At 64.4% G+C, this 21,623-nt stretch carries 12 protein-coding genes and 6 pseudogenes; 6 read left to right on the top strand and 12 right to left on the bottom strand.

Annotated elements, in window-relative coordinates; all coding sequences use genetic code 11:
* Window positions 1-64 precede the first annotated feature (64 nt).
* Window positions 65-3,731: pseudogene (locus CBP34_RS08140) on the bottom strand (hydantoinase B/oxoprolinase family protein).
* A 211-nt stretch (window positions 3,732-3,942) separates the two neighbouring features.
* Between CBP34_RS08140 and crcB the strand changes: the two are divergent.
* Window positions 3,943-4,328: pseudogene (crcB, locus tag CBP34_RS08135) on the top strand (fluoride efflux transporter CrcB).
* 197 nt (window positions 4,329-4,525) lie between these two features.
* Complete coding sequence (locus CBP34_RS08130) at window positions 4,526-5,389, top strand: LOG family protein (protein WP_086912117.1); 864 nt, start codon at window positions 4,526-4,528, stop codon at window positions 5,387-5,389.
* Window positions 5,390-5,422: 33 nt separating this feature from the next.
* Here CBP34_RS08130 and CBP34_RS08125 read toward each other — a convergent pair.
* The 7 genes and pseudogenes from CBP34_RS08125 to CBP34_RS08095 form a co-directional block, all read right to left on the bottom strand.
* Window positions 5,423-6,587: pseudogene (locus tag CBP34_RS08125) on the bottom strand (MFS transporter).
* A gap of 19 nt (window positions 6,588-6,606) precedes the next feature.
* Window positions 6,607-8,421 carry a DNA recombination protein RmuC gene (locus CBP34_RS08120; protein ID WP_094099112.1) on the bottom strand — a complete coding sequence of 605 codons (1,815 nt, stop codon included), beginning with the start codon at window positions 8,419-8,421 and terminating at the stop codon, window positions 6,607-6,609.
* A gap of 71 nt (window positions 8,422-8,492) precedes the next feature.
* The gene (locus CBP34_RS08115; RefSeq protein ID WP_094097733.1) at window positions 8,493-9,482 is read right to left on the bottom strand and encodes a 2-hydroxyacid dehydrogenase; all 990 of its coding nucleotides are present in this window, start codon (window positions 9,480-9,482) and stop codon (window positions 8,493-8,495) included.
* A 170-nt stretch (window positions 9,483-9,652) separates the two neighbouring features.
* Window positions 9,653-11,070: pseudogene (locus CBP34_RS08110) on the bottom strand (sodium:proton antiporter).
* 80 nt (window positions 11,071-11,150) lie between these two features.
* Complete coding sequence (gene pncB / locus CBP34_RS08105; RefSeq protein ID WP_094099111.1) at window positions 11,151-12,359, bottom strand: nicotinate phosphoribosyltransferase; 1,209 nt, start codon at window positions 12,357-12,359, stop codon at window positions 11,151-11,153.
* Between the two features lie 202 nt (window positions 12,360-12,561).
* The gene (locus CBP34_RS08100; protein WP_094097732.1) at window positions 12,562-13,074 is read right to left on the bottom strand and encodes an acyl-CoA thioesterase; all 513 of its coding nucleotides are present in this window, start codon (window positions 13,072-13,074) and stop codon (window positions 12,562-12,564) included.
* Entirely contained in the window at window positions 13,071-14,012 is a 942-nt protein-coding gene (locus CBP34_RS08095) for a histone deacetylase family protein (RefSeq protein ID WP_094097731.1), read from the bottom strand. Before CBP34_RS08095 ends, CBP34_RS08100 begins: the two co-directional genes overlap by 4 nt.
* A 201-nt stretch (window positions 14,013-14,213) precedes the next feature.
* Here CBP34_RS08095 and CBP34_RS08090 point away from each other — a divergent pair, with 201 nt between their 5' ends.
* On the top strand, window positions 14,214-14,762 hold the full coding sequence (locus CBP34_RS08090) for a phasin family protein (RefSeq protein WP_087745329.1): 549 nt from the start codon (window positions 14,214-14,216) through the stop codon (window positions 14,760-14,762).
* Window positions 14,763-14,936: 174 nt separating this feature from the next.
* Here the strand turns inward: CBP34_RS08090 and CBP34_RS08085 are convergent.
* A pseudogene (locus CBP34_RS08085) lies at window positions 14,937-15,197 on the bottom strand (IS1595 family transposase); the annotation flags it as partial.
* 256 nt (window positions 15,198-15,453) lie between these two features.
* Window positions 15,454-16,539 carry an IS630 family transposase gene (locus tag CBP34_RS08080; protein WP_094099064.1) on the bottom strand — a complete coding sequence of 362 codons (1,086 nt, stop codon included), beginning with the start codon at window positions 16,537-16,539 and terminating at the stop codon, window positions 15,454-15,456.
* A gap of 153 nt (window positions 16,540-16,692) precedes the next feature.
* On the opposite strand from CBP34_RS08080, the gene istA reads away from it, so the two are divergent.
* Both istA and istB read left to right on the top strand, forming a co-directional pair.
* On the top strand, window positions 16,693-18,237 hold the full coding sequence (gene istA / locus CBP34_RS08075) for an IS21 family transposase (RefSeq protein ID WP_087748263.1): 1,545 nt from the start codon (window positions 16,693-16,695) through the stop codon (window positions 18,235-18,237).
* Window positions 18,227-19,048, top strand: coding sequence for an IS21-like element helper ATPase IstB (istB, locus tag CBP34_RS08070; RefSeq protein ID WP_087745763.1), 822 nt, complete (start codon window positions 18,227-18,229; stop codon window positions 19,046-19,048). The genes istA and istB overlap by 11 nt, the downstream gene beginning before the upstream one ends.
* A gap of 205 nt (window positions 19,049-19,253) precedes the next feature.
* Here the strand turns inward: istB and CBP34_RS08065 are convergent.
* Window positions 19,254-19,541, bottom strand: a pseudogene (locus CBP34_RS08065) (transposase); the annotation flags it as partial.
* Window positions 19,542-19,601: 60 nt separating this feature from the next.
* Between CBP34_RS08065 and CBP34_RS08060 the strand changes: the two are divergent.
* Window positions 19,602-20,495: a DUF72 domain-containing protein gene (locus CBP34_RS08060; protein ID WP_094097729.1), complete on the top strand. Its 894-nt coding sequence runs from the start codon at window positions 19,602-19,604 to the stop codon at window positions 20,493-20,495.
* A 127-nt stretch (window positions 20,496-20,622) separates the two neighbouring features.
* On the opposite strand, the gene CBP34_RS08055 is transcribed toward CBP34_RS08060, so the two are convergent.
* Complete coding sequence (locus CBP34_RS08055; protein ID WP_094099110.1) at window positions 20,623-21,354, bottom strand: DNA/RNA non-specific endonuclease; 732 nt, start codon at window positions 21,352-21,354, stop codon at window positions 20,623-20,625.
* Between the last annotated feature and the right edge of the window lie 269 nt (window positions 21,355-21,623).

The raw sequence follows: 21,623 nt of genomic DNA, 5'->3' as shown, positions 1-21,623 counted from the left end.
CTGATTAAATAGCTGCAAGCGCTTTACCATCAAGCGTTTTCAACATATTTGATGCACAAATTGCTTACGCAGCACCAAACCCGCCACCACCCGGGGTGTGGATCTCGAACACATCGCCCGGCTGCATCTCGGCCTGGCCGATGTGGCCGAGCAGCTCGACCCGGCCATTGGCGCGCACCACCTTGTTGACGCCGGGCATTCCGGCCTTGCCACCGGCCATGCCGAACGCGCCGTGGAGGCGGCCGTTCGACAGGATGCTGGCCGTCATCGGCTCCAGAAAGCGGATGCGCCGCACCCCGCCGTTGCCGCCCGCCCAGCGGCCGCCGCCGCCCGAGTTGGCACGGATGGCATAGCTTTCCAGCCGCACCGGAAAGCGGAATTCAAGAACCTCCGGGTCGGTCAGGCGCGAGTTGGTCATGTGGGTCTGCACCACGCTTGTGCCGCCAAAGCCGCCCACCAGGGCACCTGCGGCATCGAACACGCCGCCCGCGCCACTGCCGCCGGAAATGGTTTCGTAATACTGGTAGCGGGCGTTGCCGAACGTGAAGTTGTTCATGGTGCACTGGCTGGCAGCCATCACGCCCAGCGCACCCAGCAAGGCATTGGTGATGCAGGTGGATGTTTCCACATTGCCGGCCACCACCGAGGCCGGTGGGTTCGGGTTGAGCATGGAGCCGGGCGGGATGATCACCTTCAGCGGCTTCAGGCACCCGGCGTTCAGCGGGATGTCATCCTGCACCAGCGTGCGAAACACATACAGCACCGCCGCCATGCACACCGCCGTGGGCGCGTTGAAGTTGTTGCTCTGCTGCGGGCTGGTGCCGGTGAAGTCGATGGTGGCGCTGCGGCTCGCCGCATCCACCTTCACGGCCACGCTGATCTGCGCGCCGTTGTCCAGCGGCAGCGTGAAGGCGCCGTCCTTGAGGCGCGTGATGGCGCGGCGCACCGACTCCTCGGCGTTGTCCTGCACATGGCCCATGTAGGCCTGCACCACGGGCAGGCTGAACTGCTGCACCATCTTGCGCAGTTCCTGCACGCCCTTTTCGTTGGCGGCGATCTGCGCCTTCAGGTCGGCCAGGTTCTGCTGCGGGTTGCGTGAAGGGTATTCACCGCTTTGCAGCAAGGCAATCATCTCGGCCTCGCGCAGAACACCGCGCTCGACCAGCTTGAAGTTGTGGATCTGCACGCCCTCTTCTTCGATGCGCGTGGAAAACGGCGGCATCGAGCCCGGCGTGATGCCGCCCACATCGGCATGGTGGCCCCGGCTGCCCACGTAGAAGCTGGGCTGCGCCTCATCGGCAAGGTACACCGGCGTGATGACCGTGATGTCGGGCAGGTGCGTGCCGCCGTGGTAGGGGTCGTTGAGCACATACACATCGCCGGGCTGCATGCAGCCGGCGTTTTCCCGGATCACGGTCTGGATGCTCTCGCCCATCGAGCCCAGGTGCACCGGCATGTGCGGCGCATTGGCGATCAGGTGGCCTGCCGCGTCGAACAGCGCACAGCTGAAATCAAGCCGCTCCTTGATGTTGACCGAGTAGGCGGTGTTTTGCAGCTGCAGCCCCATCTGCTCGGCGATGTTCATGAACAGGTTGTTGAACACTTCGAGCAGCACCGGGTCGACCGTCGTGCCCGCCGCATGCTGCGCGGCGCGCGCCACGCGGCGCTGGAGCAGCAGGTGGTTGAGGTCGGTCACCTGCGCTTCCCAGCCGGGCTCCACGATGGTGGTGGCGTTCTTCTCTGCAATGATGGCCGGGCCGGGGATCACATCGCCGGGTCGCAGGTCCTCACGCTCCACCAGCGCGGCCTCGTGCCACCCGGGGCGCCGCTGGTGCCCACGGTGTACATGCGCACAGTGCTGCGGCGCGGCACCTCGCGCAGCGGCTGCAGCGCGTGGCGCGGCTCCACCGGCGCATCGCCGGGCAACACGGCCTCGACCGACACGGCCTCCACCACCAGACCCTTGCCCTGCATCAAAAAGGCAAAACGCTGGCGGTAGGCGTTCTCGAATGCGGCGGTGATCTCGGCCGGGGTGCCAAACGGAACCATCAGCGCGGAATCACTGCCCTCGTAGCGCACATGCACGCGGCGGTGCACCACGGCGCTGCCGCTGCCCGCCTGCTGGCGCTGCAGCTCGGCCAGCGCAGTAGCAGCCAGCGCATCCAGCGTGGCTTCGATGCCCGCCAGCGCCTCGGGCACCAGCGTGCATTCCACGGCCTGCTCGCGCATCACGTTCTGGTCCGCCAGGCCCATGCCATAGGCGCTCAACACCCCCGCCAGCGGGTGCACAAAAACACGCTCCATGCCCAAGGCATCGGCCACCAGGCAAGCGTGCTGCCCGCCCGCGCCACCAAAGCACTGCAGGGTGTAGCGCGTCACGTCGTAGCCGCGCGCCACACTGATCTTCTTGATGGCATTGGCCATCTGCTGCACGGCGATCTGGATGAAGCCGTGGGCCACTTCCTCGGGGGCACGCCCGGTCTGCACGGCGAGTACGCCGAATTGGGCGCGCACCGTATCGGCATCGAGCGGCTCGTTGGCGGCATGGCCGAACACCTGCAGAAAATGCGCGGGCTGGATCTTGCCCACCATCACGTTCGCATCGGTCACGGCCAGCGGGCCGCCCCGGCGGTAGCTGGCCGGGCCGGGGTTGGCGCCGGCACTCTCGGGCCCACGCGAAAGCGTGCGCCGTCAAAGCCCAGCACCGAGCCGCCACCGGCCGCCACGGTGTGGATACCCATCATGGGCGCGCGCATGCGCACGCCGGCCACCTGCGTCTCGAACTCGCGCTCGAATGCGCCGGCATAGTGGCTCACATCGGTGGACGTGCCACCCATGTCAAAGCCGATCACACGCGCGTGCCCCGCCAGCTCCGCGGACGCACTGCCGAAGGCCAGCTCCGCTGTCCGTGCCATGCCCACAATGCCGCCGGCCGGGCCCGAGAGGATGGCGTCCTTGCCCTGAAAGTGGTTCGCATCCGCCAGCCCGCCCGACGACTGCATGAAGAACAGCGGCACGCCAGGCATCTCATCCGCGACCTGCTCGACATAGCGGCGCAGGATGGGCGAGAGGTAGGCATCCACCACCGTGGTGTCGCCCCGGCTCACGAACTTCATCATGGGGCTGGTGGCGTGCGACGTGCTGATCTGCGTGAAACCCGCCTGCTCGGCCAGTCGGCCGGCCGCCTGCTCGTGGGCGGTGTAGCGCCAGCCATGCATGAACACGATGGCCACGCTGCGCAGGCCCGCATCGTAGGCCGCCCACAGGCGTTCTTTCAGATGCGCCTCATCCAGCGGCTCGATCACATCGCCCTGCGCGCCCACGCGCTCATGCGCCTCGATCACGCGGCTGTACAGCAGCTCGGGCAGCACGATATGCCGGTCAAACAGGCGCGGGCGGTTCTGGTAGGCAATGCGCAGTGCATCCTTGAAGCCCTTGGTGGTGATGAGCAGCGTGGGCTCGCCCTTGCGCTCGAGCAGCGCATTGGTGGCCACGGTGGTGCCCATCTTCACGCACTCCACCAGATCGGAAGTGACCGCTTCGCCGGGCTTCAAACCCAGCAGGTGGCGGATGCCGGCCACGGCCGCGTCCTTGTATTGCCCGGGGTTTTCGGAAAGCAGCTTGTGCGTGACCAGTGCACCATCGGGGCGCTTGCCCACCACATCGGTGAAGGTGCCGCCCCGGTCGATCCAGAACTGCCAGCGGGGAGAGAAAGAAGTTTGGATAGGCATTTTTTGCTACTCAATTTATAGCTATTGGCGCTTGACACATAAGCGCCATAGCCTTGTTTCATCAAAAAAACGGAACCCGACAACCACCGGCTCAAGCGGGTGGATTGAAACCCGTGGCGGGCCGACGCCGCTCGCAGCAACGCCCGGCACCAGTCTGCATGCTCGCGCAGATTTTGGCAGCTGCGGCCCACCGGATGTGGACAATGGCGCCATGCTGAATGTTCTTTCCATCTGTATCGGCGCCAGCCTGGGCGCCCTGGCCCGCTGGCGGCTGGGGTTGTGGCTCAGCGGCCCCGGTGCGCTGCTGCCCTGGGGCACGCTGGCGGCCAATCTGGTGGGCGGCTACCTCATCGGTGTGTGCGTGGCGGCCTTCCAGGCCCTGCCCCAGATCGACCCCGCCTGGCGACTGGCGCTGGTCACTGGCTTTCTGGGGGCGCTGACCACGTTTTCCAGCTTCTCGGCCGAGGTGGTAACCATGCTGCAGCAGCAGCGCTACCTGCTGGCGGCCGGCACCACCGGGCTGCACCTGGGGGCTCGCTGCTCATGACCTTGCTGGGCCTGCAGACGGTGGCGCTGGCGCTGGCCACCCGGCCCTGACGGGCTGCCCACGCGGTGATTCTCCGGTCTTTCCGCACCTTGGGTTACTATCGTTTTCATAGCTTCCAGCGCAGAACGGCAAAGCGTAACAGCGCCTTTCACCTGTAAACTCCCGCAGAGTTCCCAACGCAACGGTCGGGCCCTTGTCAACACCCCACTCTCACAGTCCGGCAGCCGCCGCGACGTCTGGAATTCCCATGGAAGCCAACACCCAACTCAACGAACGCCGCCTGGCCGATGCCTGGGCCGAACTGCACGCGCACGCCAACAACGACAACCCCTTGCACGCTGATGCCTATCGGCTGGCCTTTGCCGACCCCGAGTTTCTGTTCCGCCGTGAAACGCGCGGCATCCGGTTCCAGCTGGAAATGCTCAAGCCCGACCTGGGCCAGGCCGAGCAAGGCATCGAGAACACGGTGGTGGTGTATGGCAGCGCCCGCTTTAAGGCGCCCGACGAGGCGGCTGCCCAGTTGAGCGCAGCCGAAGCCAGCGGCGACGAAGCACAACTGCAGCGCGCACGCCAGGCCGTGCGCAATGCCCGCTATTACGACCTCGCGCGCCAGTTTGCCGGCCATGTGGCCGACTACAGCGAACGCCAGCGCCCGACCGACCGCATCTATATCTGCACGGGCGGCGGCCCCGGCATCATGGAGGCGGCCAACCGGGGTGCCCACGAGGCGGGCGCACTGAACGTGGGCCTGAACATCGGCCTGCCGCACGAGCAAAGCGGCAACCGCTTCATCTCGCCCTCGCTGAGCTTCAAGTTCCACTACTTTGCCCTGCGCAAGATGCACTTCATGATGCGCGCCAAGGCCCTGGTGGCGTTCCCCGGCGGCTTTGGCACGCTCGATGAACTGTTCGAGGTGCTCACCCTGGTGCAAACCGGCAAGGCCAAGCCGGTGCCCATCGTGCTGTTTGGCACCGACTACTGGAAGCGCCTGATCAACTTTGACGTGATGGTGGAAGAAGGCACCATCTCGGCCAAGGACCTGCAGCTGTTCCACTACACGGACGACCCGCAGGAGGCCTGGGGGCTGATCAGGGCTTTCTACAAGCTCTGAAGGCGCCCCCGGCACCGGTACGGGGCCGCCCCTTCAGGAGTCCCGCCCCATCAGCCACGCCTGCCGCGCGCCAAAAGCCACGCTGGCGCCCACCACCCAGAACAGGCCGGCCACGCCAATCAGCGCCCCCGCCGAGCCAAACAGCACGGGCATGAGCACACTGGAGGCGTTGATGGTCATGAGCCGCAACCCCAGCGCCTCGCCGTGGCGGTGGTGCGGCGTGATCTGGTGCAGCATGCTCATGATCATGGGCTGCACCGACCCGAGCGCAAAGCCCAGCAGCACCGAGCAGGCGCCCATGGCCAGCGCCGTGGGCAACAGCGGATAAACGCCAAACAACAGCGCGGTGACCAGCATGGCGGTGGTGACCACAGTCGCCTCGCGCAGATGTTCTGCCACCAGCGGCATCAGCACCCGGATCAAGGCCGCCGCGATGGCAAACGCCCCCAGGATGGTGCCGATCACCGAAGCCGACAGGCCGCGCTCATGCCCCAGCAGCGGCACGACAAAGGTGTGCACGTCCCAGCACGACGACAGGAACCAGTTGACCAGCAGCAGGCGCCGAAACCGGGGTTCGTTCACCAGATCCCATGCCCGCTGCGGGCACCGCCGGCGGCGGCAATCACCGGAGGCAGTTCCACGGTGTCGCGCACCCAGAACCAGGTGGCCAGCGGCAGCAGCGCCATCAGCGCAAACGCGGCCCGGTAGCCCTCCAGGCTGCCTGCGGTGCTGCCGGCATGGTCGATCAGCAAGCCGGCGCAGAAAGGGCCAATGAAATTGGACACAGCCGGCCCGATGGCCAGCCAGCTGAACACGCGCTTGAGTTGCGTGGCGTCGTGCGCGGCACGGCCCACATGGCGCTGCAGCGAAATGATGGCCGCGCCGCTGGCGCCCCCGGTCATCAGCGCGGCCAGGCACAGCACGGGAAAGACCGGCAACACCAGCGCCAGCGCAGCCCCACCGACGCCACCGCCACCGCCAGGCCCACGGGGCGCTTCAAGCCGTGGCGGTCGGCATAGCGACCTGCCGGCAGGGCCAGAAACACCTGGGTGAGCGCAAACAGCGCCAGCAGCACCCCAACGGCCGCAGCGCTATAGCCCTCGCGCAGCGCCAGCAGCGGCGCGGCCATGCGCATGCCCGCCATGCAGGCGTGCACGCAGATCTGGCCCGCAATCAGGCGCGCCAACGCCCAGTTCACGGTGAAAGCGTGTTGTGCACTAATCGTCCTCGGGGTCCAGTCCGGGCAGCACAGCCGTGCTGGTGCCCGCCAGGGGCACGGCCGTGTCGGGTGCGGGCAGGTCCTGCACATCGCGCAGCCGGCGCTGGATGGCGCGGGTGCGCACGCCCACCTCGTCAAACTTGCGGGCCGCCGCGTCGATGGATTTTTTGGTGGCCTCGACCACATCGCCAAACTTGGCGAACTCGGTCTTGACCATGCCCAGCAGGCTCCACACCTCGGACGAGCGCTTTTCGATCGCCAGCGTTTTAAAACCCATCTGCAGGCTGTTGAGCATGGCGGCCAGGTTGGCCGGGCCGGTGATCATCACGCGGCAGTCGTTCTGCACCGCTTCGACCAGGCCGGGGCGGCGCATGACCTCGGCAAACAGGCCTTCGGTGGGCAAATACAGCACGGCAAAGTCGGTGGTGTGCGGGGGCGAGACGTATTTGGCGAAGATCTTCTTGGCTTCGAGTTTGATCGAGGTCTCGAACGCGTTGCCCGCCGACAAAATGGCGGCCTTGTCGGCGGCGTCCTGCGCGTCCATGAGGCGCTGGTATTGCTCCACCGGGTACTTGGAGTCGATGGGCAGCCACACGGGGTGCTCGTCGCTCTTGCCGGGCAAGCGGATGGCAAATTCGACCAGCTCGTCGCTGCCCGGCACGGTCTTGACGTTGCGCGCGAACTGGTCGGGCGTGAGCACGTTGTCGATGATGGCGCCCAGCTGCATTTCGCCCCAGGTGCCGCGCGACTTCACGTTGGTCATCACGCGCTTCAAGTCGCCCACGCTGCCCGCCAGGGTCTGCATCTCGCCCAGGCCTTTGTGCACCTGTTCGAGCCGGTCGCTCACCAGCTTGAACGATTCGCCCAGGCGCTGCTCCAGCGTGGCGTGCAGCTTTTCGTCCACGGTGCGGCGCATTTCTTCGAGCTTGGTGGCGTTGTCGGCCTGGATGGCGCCGAGCCGCTCGTTCAGCGCGGTGCGCAGTTGCTCGGCGTTGTGCTGGCTGCCCTGCACCAGGCCGGTGAGCTGCTGCGACACCGCGTCTTGCAGCACCGAGAACTGGTTCTTGATCTGGTAGCTGTTGCCTTCGAGCTGGTCCTTGAGCGCATTCGACATGGTGCCCAGCTGGGCCTGGATGTCGGTCTTGAGCGAGTCGAGTGTGAGGCGCGTGGCGGCCGTCAGCGCCTCGAAGCGCTCCTGGATGCGCTTTTCAAACAGCGCCGCGCTCTCGCCCATGGCCTCGCGCGACTTGACGCTCTCGGCGGCCAGCGCGGCCGTGGTGGTGGTGAGCTCGGTGCGAAAGCCCACCAGCGTGGCCGACAGCTCGGTGCGCGCTGCTGCGGCATCGGCCTGGCCCTGCGCCAAGTGCGCCAGCAGCGCCTTGCTGCTTTCTTCCAGGCGCCCGGCCACGGCCTGCTGCAGGCCATCGAAGCGCTGGGCCAGCGAGACATCGAGCGCTGTCTGCCGCTGCTCCAGCCGCGCCTCGAACACGCCAAACGCGGCCAGCAGCTCGGCACGGCCGTTGCGCGACTCGGTCACGGCCTGGGCGAGGCGCTCGTCCACGGCGTGGCGCAGGGTTTCGAGCGTGGTTTGCGTGGCCTGCGTGAAGCCGCTGAGCTGGTGAGCCAGCGCATCCATGGCGCCATCGTTTTTGGCCACGGCCAGTTGCGTGGCCTGTGTGGTGCCCTCCAGCGCCTGCAGGCGCGCCAGCCATTCGGGCGGCAGGTCCACACGCGGGCGGCGCACCAGCAGCAGCACCAAAAGCACCAGCACCAGGGCCAGCGCGACCAGCAAAACGAGCGTGTCAGTAGTCAAGGCATTCACTATTATTTATATAGCTGCCAGCGCTTATCCAATAAGCGCCAGAGGCCGATTTCATTCAAAACTCAGGCAGATCGCGCTGCAGCCGGCTGATTCACCGGTGTGAGCGGGCCGCGCCCGTCGAAAAACGCAATCAGGTTGTCGGCGGCCAGGTTGGCCATGGCCAGGCGCGTGGGCACCGTGGCGCTGGCGATGTGCGGGGTGAGCACCACGTTGGGCACCGTGAGCAGATCGGGGTACACGCTGGGCTCGCCCTCGAACACATCCAGGCCCGCCGCCGCGATGCGCCGCTCGCGCAGGACCACGGCCAATGCCGCGTCGTCCACGATGCCGCCGCGCGCAATGTTGATGAGCGTGGCCGTGGGCTTCATCAGCGCCAGCTCGGCCGCACCGATCGTGTGGTGCGATGCCGGGGTGTACGGCAGCACCAGCACCACATGGTCGGCCGTGCGCAGCAGCTCATCCTTCTCGACATAGCGGGCCTTGCATTCGGCCTCCAGCGCGGCAGGCAGACGCGAGCGGTTGTGATAGACCACGTTCATGCCAAAGCCGTGTGCGCCGCGCCTGGCGATGCCCTGGCCGATGCGTCCCATGCCGATGATGCCGAGCGTGCTGCCATGGATGTCGGAGCCCGCAAACATGTCGTAGCGCCAGGTGGTCCACTTGCCGGCGCGCAGAAAATGCTCGCTCTCGGCAACACGCCGGGCCGTGGCCATCAGCAGCGCAAAGCCGAAGTCGGCCGTGGTTTCGGTCAGCACATCGGGCGTGTTGGTGCCCTGCACGCCGGCGGCGGTCATGGCGTCCACGTCAAAGTTGTTGTAGCCCACGGCCATGTTGGCGACGATTTTCAGGCTCGGCGCTGCGGACAGAAGCGCCGCGTCGATGCGCTGGCTGCCCGTGGTGAAGGCGCCGTCCTTGTCGGCCAGCCGCGCGGCCAGCTCCTGCGGCGACCAGATCACGTCATCGGGGTTGGCCTCGACCTCGAAATGCTGCGCCAGGCGCGCAACCACTTCAGGAAAAATCGCGCGGGCGACCAGGATGCGGGGTTTGCTCATTTTTTATCTCCAATGTGTTGTGCGTCGATCACAGCTGATGAAACGGGCGCGACCCAGGCCAGGGCCGCCGAGCAAGGGCCGCCCTGCAGCGAGGGCGGCGTCCCCCTTCCCGCAGCGCGTAGCGATGCGAGAGAAGGGGGAAGCGACCAAGTCGCTCTGGGGGATGTACTTCACTTGAACCAGATGAAGGTCATCACCACGAACAGCGGCACCAGGATGCCGAAGGACCACAGCATGTAGCCGAAGAAGCTGGGCATCCTCACGCCGCGGTCTTCGGCAATGGCCTTGACCATAAGGTTGGGCGCGTTGCCAATGTAGGTGTTGGCGCCCATGAACACAGCGCCGGCCGAGATGGCCGCCAGCGTGGGGGCCAGCGTGGTCATGAGCACCGCAGGGTCGCCCCCGGCGGTATTGAAGAACACCAGGTAGGTCGGGGCGTTGTCCAGAAACGACGACAGCGCGCCGGTGGCCCAGAAATACATGGCCGGGTCGGGCGACCCGTCGGGCCGGGTCACGGCGGCGACGATGGCGCCAAACGGCCCGTTCACGCCCGCCTTGAGCATGGCGATCACGGGAATGATGGTCAGGAAGATGCCCGCAAACAGCTTGGCCACTTCTTGCATGGGGCCCCAGCCGAACTGGTTGTCGGCATGGACTGTTTTGGGCGTGAGCCAAAGCGAGGCCAGCGTGACGAGGACCAGGCCCACATCGCGCACGATGCCAGGCAACCCGACCTCGGTGCCCACAATGCTGAACACCACCGGCGATTTCCAGAAACCGCTGAGCAGCACCAGCGCCACCACCACGCCCAGCAGGGCAAAGTTGACCTTGCCATCAAAGCCGATATCGCGGGCGTCGCGGGTGTCGGGGGTCGGGTCTTGCGGCGTCATCTCTTTGTTGCGGCGGTAATACCAGCTGTCGAGCGCATAGAACAGCACCAGCAGCACGCCCACCAGGAACAGCGTCTCCTGAAAGATATGGGCCACCGTCCAGAAGAAATCCACGCCCTTCAAAAAGCCCAGGAACAGCGGTGGATCGCCCAGCGGCGTGAGCGATCCGCCCGCGTTGGAGACGATGAAGATGAAGAACACCACCACATGGGCCACATGCTTGCGGTTGTCGTTGGCGCGGATCAGCGGGCGAATCAGCAGCATGGATGCCCCCGTGGTGCCCATGAAACTGGCCAGCACGGCGCCAATGGCCAGAATGGCCGTGTTAAGCCCCGGACTGCCATGCAGGTTGCCGCGGATGTAGATGCCGCCCGACACCGCAAACAGCGCCGTGAGCAAAATGACGAAGGGACGTATTCGGCCAGCAGTGCATGCACGAAGCTTGCGCCCGCAACGCCCGGCCCGAATACCAACGCGAACGGCACCAGGAACGCCAGCCCCCAGGCCGCCGCCACCTTGCCGAAATGGTGGTGCCAGAAAATCGGCGCCAGCAGGGGCACGAGCGCAATCGACAGCAAGATGCCGGCAAACGGCACACCCCACAGCATCGAGAGGCGGCTGCCGTCGATATCGGCGGCACAGGCCAGGCCGGGCAGCATGCACAGGGCGGCTGCGGTCAGCCAGCGGGAAATCGTCATGGGTTTGTCTCCTTCTTGTCGAGGGTTGGGCTGGATGGGCTTGGGCCACGCGCACCGCGCGGGCAGCGTCAACAGCGTAGTCAGGGCACCGACGGAATCTCGAACACCTGGCGCAGATAGGCCAGGTATTTCTCGTCGTCGCACATGCCCTTGCCGGGCGTGTCAGACACCTTGGCCACGGGCTGGTCGTTGCAGCGCGTCATTTTGATGACCACCTGCAGCGGCTCGTAACCCAGATCGTTGGTGAGGTTGGTGCCAATGCCGAATGCCAGCTGGCAGCGCCCCCGGAACTGCTGGTACAGCTCGATGGTGCGCGGTACCGTGAGGGCGTCGCTGAAGATCAGCGTCTTGGTCAGCGGGTCCACGCGGTGCTTGCGGTAGTGGTCGAGCAGGCGCTCGCCCCAGGCAAACGGGTCACCGCTGTCATGCCGCGCGCCGTCAAAGAGCTTGCAGAAATACAGGTCGAAATCGCGCAAAAAGGCGCTCATGCCATACACGTCCGACAGGGCGATCCCTAAATCGCCCCGGTATTCCTTGGCCCACATTTCAAAGCCGAACACCTGGCTGTCGCGCAGGCGTGGGCCCAGCGCCTGGCAGGCCTGCAGGTATTCGTGCGCCATGGTGCCGAGCGGCGTCACACCGAGCTTCATGGCATAGAGCACATTGCTGGTGCCGGCAAACTGGCCGGGGCCGGGCGGCGCGCCCGGACGGCGGTCGCCGGTGCCCAGACGGGCCACCAGCACGCGCAGCAGCTCTTCGTGCCACGCGCGGCTGAAGCGCCGGCGCGTGCCGTAGTCGGCGATCTTGAGGTCGGCCAGGCCCTCGGCCTGCAGCAGCGCCATCTTGTCGTCCAGGCGCCGGCGCCCCTCGGGGAAATCGGGCACTTTCTGCGTGTTGCGAAAGTACACCTCGTTCACGATGGCCAGCACCGGAATCTCGAACAGGATGGTGTGCAGCCAGGGCCCACGGATGGTGATGTCGATCTCGCCCGAGGGCTGCGGCGTGACGGTGATGTATTTCTCGTTCAGCCGGAACAGGCCGAGAAAATCGACAAAGTCGCTCTTGATGAAGCGCAGCGAGCGCAGGTAATCGAGCTCGTCGTCCTGGAACTGCAGGCTGCACAGCGAGCGGATTTCCGAGCGAATTTCAGCCACATAAGGCGCCAGCTGCGCGCCGGGGTTGCGGCATTTGAATTTGTATTCGACCTGCGCACCCGGAAACTGGTGCAGCACCACCTGCATCATGGTGAACTTGTACAGGTCGGTGTCGAGCAGACTGGTGATGATCATGGTGAGGCGGGGCCACGGCAGGGCGGCCTGGGGATGCAAAAACCATCGCTGGCGAAGCCAGGGGCTCCAGAGTGTAGGCCATCAGGCGCATGCAGCCACTGTCCAAAGGACCCAGAACATTCCCGGTTGCAAATATATGTCAAATATTGCTCTAGTGCTTACGCATAAAGCGCAAGTAGCTATATTTTATATAGCAAAATACTCACCCACCCACCACCAGCGCCTGCAGCACGGCACGCAAGGGCTCAGGCACCGGCACGGGCCGGCGCGTGGCGCGGTCCACGTACACATGGATGAAATGCCCGGCGGCGGCGCACAGCGGCTCGCCCTGGGCAAACAAACCCACCTCGTAACGCACGCTGGAGCCACCCAGCCGCGCCACGCGAATGCCCGCCTCCACGGTCTGCGGAAACGCCAGCGGGGCAAAATAATTGCACTGGGTTTCGATCACCAGGCCGATGGTTTCACCGGTGTGGATATCGAGCACGCCGTGCTCGATCAGGTGCGCGTTCACAGCCGTGTCGAACCAGCTGTAGTAAACGACGTTGTTCACATGGCCATAGACATCGTTGTCGGCCCAGCGGGTGCTTATGGGGCGGAAGGCCCGGTAGGCGCTGCGCGGCTGCGGCGCGGGGCGCGCTGCTGACTGGGTGGGTTGGGCGGGCTGGTCAGCCTGGGAAGTGGTGGCAGTGGCGGCAGTGGCGGCAGTGGTCATGGCCGAGCATTCTGCCAGCGCGCATGGTATTGCTGCGCCACCCGCCAGGTCGTCAGCTGCGCCTGCAGTGTGTCGGCCATGTCACGGCCATAGCCCCCGGCCATGGTGAAGGCCAGCGGCACGCGGCGCTGCCAGGCCCAGTCGAACACCCGGCGGTCACGCGCCTCCAGGCCGTCGTGGCTCAGCGCGAGGCGGCCCAGCCGGTCGCCCAGATGCGGGTCGGCGCCCGCCAAATACAGCACCAGCCCGGGCGCAAAGCGCTGGTCCAGCGTGTCCAGCGCCTGCTCCAACGCATGCAAATATTCGTCGTCCGCGCAGCCGTCGGGCAACTCCACATCCAGATCGCTGGCCTCCTTGCGGAACGGAAAGTTGCGAGCCCCGTGCAGTGACAGCGTGAACACACTGGCATCGCTGCGAAAGATATGTGCCGTGCCATTGCCCTGGTGCACATCCAGATCGATCACCGCCACCCGCAGCGGCTGCCCCGTGCCACCGTCGAGATCAGACGCCCTTTCGGCCTGCATGAGACGCGCAGCCACGGCGATGTCGTTGAACACGCAAAACCCGCTGCCCTTGTCTGTATAGGCGTGGTGCGTGCCACCCGCCAGATTGCCCGCCAGCCCTTCCCGCAGGGCCACGCGGCATGCCGCGATGCTGGCCCCCACGGAGCGCCGGGCACGCTCGGCCATCGCCTCGCTCCACGGAAAGCCGATCTCCCGCTGCGCGGCTGCGGGCAAGGTGCCAGCAGCAATCGCCTGGATGTAGCCCGGCGTGTGCGCCAGCGCCAGTTCGCCATCCGATGCCGGTGAGGCCACCTGCAGCAGCACCTGGGGCAACTGCTGCGCCAGTAGGTCCCGCAACAACCGGTATTTCGCCATGGGAAAGCGGTGCCCCTCAGGAAGGGGCAACACAAAATGGTCCGCGTAATAGGCATGCATGACGGGATTGTGGCAACCCCACGGCCGCTGGGGAGTCGCCCCTAATATGCTGCATTGCAGCAAAAACTGCTTGCAATTGGTCAGCAACCCTCTAAAATTCATTCCATGCTGCACTGCAACATGACTTTACCGAGTCAAGGTCAGCGCAGATGTTCGTAAGCCACCTTGACCCATCCGGGTTCCATTTTTAGGAGATATGACATGTCGCTGACCGCAGAACAAATCCTGGCATCCCACAAAGCCAACATCGAAACCCTGTTCGGCCTGACCACCAAGGCTTTCGAAGGCGTGGAAAAGCTGGTTGAACTGAACGTGACCGCTACGCGCGCTGCCCTGTCGGAAGCCGCACAGCACACCCAGGCCGTTCTGGGCGTGAAGGACGCACAAGAACTGCTGGCCCTGCAAGCTGGCCTGTTCCAGCCCTTGGCTGAAAAGACCGCCGCCTACAGCCGTCACCTGTATGACATCGCTTCGGGCACGGGCGCCGAATTTGGCAAGGCTCTGGAAACCCAGACCACCGACGCACAAAAGGCATTCGCCAATCTGGTGGACAGCGCTGCCAAGAACGCCCCCGCCGGTTCCGAAACCGCCGTTGCCGTGATGAAGAGCGCCGTGGCCGCTGCCAACAATGCATTTGAATCGGTGCAAAAGGCTGTCAAGCAAGCCTCTGACGTGGCAGAAGCCAACTTCAACGCCGTCGCTAGCACCGCTGCCGACGCCGCCAAGTCGGCCGCTCCCCGCAAGCGCTAAGCAGAGCACCGCGCTGCGCTTTGAGTGCGAACTCTAGCCAGCGTTCAGGGATTACCCTGATAATTGAACAATGGTCCCGCGCCAGGGACCGCCAGTTGTCTCCTTGGATCCTCTCGAAACCCCCGTTTCAGGGATCCCTTTAAAGCCCGATCTCAGGATCGGGCTTTTTTTTGGCTATGCCCCAATTACGTGTTGCGAAGCGCGCCCCAGGGCTTCTTGCAAGCAATGCGCAGGCAAGATGGACTGCCGATACCGCTCGAGCATGCGTCGCCACCCCAGATGATTGGCAAGGTATTTGGTTGCCACCCCATGAAAGCGGGCCATCCAGTTCTTTAGCCTGCCGTGATAGGCATTGACGTTCTGGATGTGCAAAGCACCCTCTAGAACCCGCTGCCCCGGTCGGGGATGTACAACGCAATGCGTGATGCCACTGGAATCCACGCAATCGGGCATTTGCTGGATGGTTACCAGCGCATGGTTAACAAGCCGGTTACCAGCGAAAGCGCACTTTTCTGGAGAGCACGTAACAGGCGCTGTAACAGCGAACAGCGCATTTCTGGAGCCTGAGAAAACCTCAGTTTCCAGCCGCAGGTTTCCAAGGTGCTTCAACGGAAACCCATGTTTTCAGCCGGTACGCATCACCTGGTGCGCAGGCCGGTACGCACGGAATCCGGGGTTTGTGCTGGGCAAGCTAGTGTCCTGAGTTAGAAATTCGCAGACAAAATCTTTCGATGCTTGCAAGGATGTCGTCGGCGGACTTGGCCCAGACGAATGGTTTTGGATCCGCGTTGTTGAGTTCGAGGTATTCGCGGATTGCTTGTTCGAGCTGTCTTGTTGATCTGTGCGTGCCGCGACGGATGCACTTCTCGGTCAGGGTGGCGAACCAGCGCTCGACCTGGTTCAGCCAGGATGCAGAGGTGGGCGTGAAGTGCACGTGAAACCTGGGATGTCTGCCGAACCATGCCCTGATTGAGGGGGTCTTGTGCGTGCCGTAGTTGTCCATCACCAGATGCACGTCCAAGCCAGCAGGCACGTTGGCTTCGATGGTTCGCAGAAATTGCAGGAACTCCGTGCTGCGATGGCGCCGATGCAACTCCCCGATCACTTCGCCCGTGGCAATGTCCAGCGCCGCAAACAGCGTCGTCGTGCCATGGCGCATGTAGTCGTGGGTTCGCCGCTCGGGGATGCCCGGTGCCAGCGGCAGGATCGGCTGTGTACGGTCCAGCGCCTGGATCTGGCTCTTCTCATCCACGCACAACACCATCGCCTTGAGCGGCGGATCCATGTACAGGCCGACAATGTCGCGCACCTTCTCGACGAACAGCGGATCACTGGAGAGTTTGAAGGTTTCATGGCGGTGCGGCTGCAAGCCGAAAGCCCGCCAGATTCGACTCACAGCCGTCTGTGACACATCCATGGCGCGCGCCATACTGCGCGTGCTCCAGTGCGTGGCACCAGCGGGCACGGACTCCAGCGTCTTGGCGATGACGGCATCGACTCGGGCATCGTCGATCGTACGCGGTGCACCCGGGCGCGGTGCGTCAAGCAGACCGTCCAGCCGCAGCTGGACAAACCGACCGCGCCACTTCGATACCGTCTGCTGCGTGACCCGCTGGCGCGCTGCCACCACTTTGTTATCCGAACCTTCGGCACAGGCCAGCACGATGCGCGCTCGCAACGCCAGAGCCTGCGCCGTCTTGCGACGCTTGGTCAGCGCGATCAGCTGTTCGCGCTCCGTCACGCTCAACACCAATGGAGTCTTTGGTCTTCCGCTCATGGCCACCTCATCGTGCAATGACACCACACGACTGATTGTTGGCGCCGACCGAAAACTGAGCCACTTTTGAGGGTAGTGCCGACCCAAAACTGAGCCAGGTGAACAACTTAATCTGCTGCTTTTTTGTGCAGCAGAGGACAAGGAGTGATCACCATGGACATGATTGGCAGGATCCGGCATTTGTATGCCCGCAAGAACAAATCGGAGCGCGAGATATCGCGCATGACAGGGCTATCGCGCAACACGGTGGCGAAGTGGCTGCACGGCGAGGTGGACGGCCCACCGAGGTACCGCCGCAGCGAACAGCCCAACAAACTGACGGCGTTTCATGACGCGCTCATGCTGGCCTTGAAGGCCGATGCACGGCGGCCCAAACACGAGCGGCGCACGGCCAAGGCGCTGTACGCCGAGATCAGGCAAGCGGGCTACGAAGGGGGTTACACGCGGGTGACCGACTTCATCCGGGCGTGGCGCCAGAGCGAGGGTCAGGGGGCGGCCGTCAATGCCTTCGTGCCGCTGGCCTTCGAGCTGGGAGAGGCTTTCCAGTTCGACTGGAGCGAGGAAGGCATGGTGATCGGCGGCATCTACTACCGGGTGCAGGTCTCGCATATGAAGCTGTGTGCTTCGCGGGCCTTCTGGCTGGTGGCGTACCCCAGCCAGGGTCACGAGATGCTGTTCGATGCCCACACCCGATCGTTCGCCGCGCTGGGCGGCGTGGCACGCCGGGGCATCTACGACAACATGAAGACCGCTGTAGACAAGGTCAAGAAGGGCAAGGGACGCATCGTCAACGAGCGCTTTGCCACCATGTGCGCGCACTACCTCTATGACCCGGACTTCTGCAACGTGGCCAGCGGCTGGGAGAAAGGGGTGGTGGAGAAGAACGTGCAGGACAGCCGCCGACGCATCTGGATCGACGCGGCGCAGATCAAGTTCGGCAGCTTCACCGAACTCAACGCCTGGCTGGGCCAGCGCTGCCGCGCGTTGTGGGACGAGGTACGCCACCCCGAGCACAAGCAGTTCAGCGTGTCGGAGATGCTCGAACACGAGCGGGCGCACCTCATGCCCATGCCGCTGCCCTTCGACGGCTACGTCGAGAAACCCGCGCGGGTTTCCAGCACCTGCCTGGTGTCTGTGGCGCGCAACCGGTATTCGGTGCCGTGCGAACGCGTGGGCCAGATGGTGAGCACGCGGCTGTACCCGGGCCGCGTGGTCATCGTGGCCGATGATGAGGTCATCGCCCGCCACGAACGTCTGAGCAACGCGGGCGAGACCCGGTACGACTGGCAGCACTACATCCCGCTGCTGCAGAGAAAGCCCGGGGCGCTGAGAAACGGAGCGCCCTTTGCGGACATGCCCGAGCCACTGCAGCGGCTGCGCCGCGGGCTATTGCGTAACCCGGGAGGCGACCGGGTGATGGCGCAAGTGCTGGCGATTGTGCTTGGCGCCGGTCTGGACGCGGTGCTGGTGGCCATCGAGCTGGCGCTGGAGAGCGGTGCGCCAGGCAAGGTGAGCGTGGAGCATGTGGTCAACGTGCTGAGCCGGCTCAACGCGCAGCCGGCACCTCCCACGGCGGCCACACGGCTGAAGGTGACAACGCCACCGCTGGCAAACACGGCCCGCTACGACAGCCTTCGGGCCGACACCGCGGACAGTGCCGTGGGCGCCACCACCGAAGGAGCCCGCCATGAAGACTGATGTGCTGGTCGAACTCAAGGCGCTGCGCCTGCACGGCATGGCCGGTGCCTGGGCTGATCTGGTCGAGCAAGGCGGTGGCGATGGCGGCGGCCTGGGCATCGAGACCTCGCGCTGGCTGATCGAGCACCTGCTGCAGGCCGAGGGCACGGACCGGGCGATGCGCTCGATCAGCCACCAGATGCACGCGGCGAAGTTCCCGGTGCACCGGGACATGGCGGGCTTTGACTTCTCGGTCTCGCCGGTGGACCGAAAGCTCGTCACCACGCTGGCCGGCACTGCCTTTACCGACGAGGCGCACAACGTGGTGCTGGTGGGCGGCCCGGGCACGGGCAAGACCCATCTGGCCACTGCCATCGGCGTCTCGGGCATCACCCGCCATGGCAAGCGGGTGCGGTTCTACTCCACGGTCGATCTGGTTAACGCACTGGAGCAGGAGAAGGCGCAGGGCAAGGCCGGTCGCATCGCCACCAGCTTGCTGCGCATGGACCTGATCATCCTGGACGAGCTGGGTTATCTGCCGTTCAGCCAGGCCGGCGGGGCGCTGCTGTTCCACCTGCTGAGCAAGCTGTACGAACACACCAGCGTGATGATCACGACCAACCTGGACTTCGCCGAATGGTCCAGCGTGTTCGGCGACGCGAAGATGACCACCGCGCTGCTGGACCGTCTCACGCACCACTGCCACATCGTGGAGACGGGCAACGAGTCGATCCGGTTCAGCCGCAGCACGGCCGCTGCGAAGAAGCGGATCAAGGCCCGGGAACAGGACCGAAAGAGTGCCTCAACGCAGGCTGAGCCCGACCCATTCTGAGCAGGCACCGCGCAGGGCAAGCCGCTACGGGCTACGCCCTTCGCGGCTTGCCCAGCGCCTTCAACACATCAGCAAGGAGATCAGCAAACCAGGATAGCACCTACACTTATCCACAGCCGACCCTTGAAACGTCGGCTTCCACCCCTGGCTCAATATTCAGTCGGCACGGTGGCTCAGATTTGGATCGGCGCCGACACGCCTGGGCGAAAAACGCGCTGGCCAGCTTCAGTATCTCGTTGGCCCGGCGCAGTTCCTTGACCTCGCGCTCCAGATTCTTGACCCGTTGCGCCTCGCTGGTAGTGACGCCTTCGCGCACGCCAGCATCGACTTCGAATCGCTTGACCCATTCATGCAGCGTCTGCGGCACGCAGCCAATCTTGGGGGCAATAGATTCAATGGCTGCCCACAGCGATGGGTAATCCCCCCGGTGTTCCTGCACCATCCGCACCGCCCGCTCGCGGACCTCGGGCAAGAACTTGTTCGACTTCTTCATGGCTCAATCCTCTCAGAGAAAAGAGCTTCCTCAATGTAGGATGACCCCACGGAGGCACCCATGACGTTACTGGTCGGAACGGCATCCTGGACAGACAGGACGCTCCTGGAGAGCGGCACGTTCTACCCCGAGAGCGTGAAGTCGCCCGAGGCGCGTCTGCGCTTTTACGCCTCGCAGTTCAACCTGGTCGAGGTGGACACCAGTTACTACGCCATCCCCTCCGTGACCACGGCCCAGCATTGGGCTGAACGCACGGCACCAGGGTTCGTGTTCAACGTGAAGGCCTTCAGCCTGTTCACCGGGCAGTGGACCAGTACGGACGTGCTGCCGAAAGACATCAAGCAGGCCCTGGGTGCCGGTCGCAGGATGGTCTACAAGGACATGGCCGAGGAGCTCAGGGAAGAACTGTGGCGCCGATTTGCTGCCTGTCTGGTGCCCCTCAGGGCCAACAGCAAGCTGGGCCTGGTTCACTTTCAGTTCTCACCCAAGGTGTCCCGCCATAAAGCGGCCGTCGAACACATCGAGCATTGCCTGGAGCACCTCCCGGGCCACACACTGAGCATCGAGTTTCGCAACCCCAGCTGGTGGGAGAACGCAGAGACCACGGCAGAGACCCTGGCCATGCTGCGCGAGCTCGGCATGGTGCACACCATCGTGGATGGACCACAGGGCTCACCCTACAGCGTGCCGGCCATCTGGGAGACCACCCACCCGGAGCACGCCCTGCTGCGCCTGCATGGGCGCAATGTGCAGGCTTACGTGATGCCGGCCAAGACGGCCGCCGAGCGATTCGACTACGCCTACACGGCTGATGAACTGCAGGCCCTGGCCCAACGCTTCAATCCCATTACCCGGTCAGTGAAGTACGCCCACTCCGTGTTCAACAACTGCATGGAAGACAAGTCGCAGCTCAATGCCAAAGCGTTTCGGGCACTGCTCATGGGGATGAACTAAGCGCAGGTCATTTGCGGTATGTCGACTGCTACCGCGTCGCGCTGGCCGCGCCCGTTAGCGTTCCGGTTCGAACCAGGACATTCGCATTCCGGGTGCAAAAGCGTGGCGCCCGTTAGCACCCAAAACCCTACATCCCCACACCCGGCAAGAACTCCACGCCCGTGCGCTTCACCAGTTCCTCGTAACTGATAGGCCGGCCGACTCGCTCGCCTTCCTGGTTTTGCTGCCAGTGTGCCCAGGCCCTGTTCGTGTGCTGGTCATACACCAACTTGAACAGGTAGGTCAGCACCATCACCCCGTTGTTGCCGATACGAGGCGAACCCTCGGTGAACACCGGCCCGGTAATCACATACACATCCCCCTTGGCCCGGCGCACGTAGTGCCGCGTGTCCTGCTCGATCTTGGCCCAGGCACCCCCGTTGTGCTGGGCGTTCTGGGGAACCATGTTGGCCAGGCTGAAGCTCTGGGCCATGGCCGTTGGTGTCGGCATATCCCCCGCTGGTGCCATATGGCCCCGGGAATAGCCGGAGCGCTTGTAGTCCTCCAATTCAGCGCGCTCCCGCCGGGGTAGCCGGGCATCGGCAAAGAACCTGGTCGCACGCTTTTCGTCGGCATCCTCGATGCTCTCGCGGTTCAGGCGTTGGGCCACGAAGACCGGGGTCTTGGTTTCTTCACTGTGCAGGATGGCAAAGGCCTCGTAGCACAGCTCACGAAGTTGGGGTCGTGGCGACACGGCTGGCGGCTTGCCTTGTGCGAAGAACTGCGGGCATTGCGCAAAGCTGGTGGGGTGGCCGGATGCACTGTCCAGGGCTTCAAAGATCGGGATACGGGCATGGGCCGTGCTGGCAACGGCCAGCATGAAGAAAGCGGTCAGGCGCAACATGCGCGACCAGGTCGTGGTCTGTTTCACTTCAATTCGTCGGTTCATCAAAGGGGCGAGAGCATACGGGTCAGGAATGCCCCTTACTTTGGTTCGGGTCGAAACGCGCTGGTTTGGAAGATGGGCAGACCACGATGGTCGGGAATCGCTCTGGAACGACAGTAGGCAATATACTGTTGTTAATCACAGTACTGATACCTCTCTGGCGTTCAGCCTTCTCCGTTCCTTTCTGTGCCTCTTCCCGCTCG

Source organism: Acidovorax carolinensis, assembly GCF_002157145.1.
In the GTDB taxonomy this organism is placed as follows: Bacteria; Pseudomonadota; Gammaproteobacteria; order Burkholderiales; family Burkholderiaceae_C; genus Acidovorax; species Acidovorax carolinensis.
The sequence above is the reverse complement of the archived record's forward strand: the minus strand, read 5'-3'. Positions and strand labels throughout refer to the sequence as shown.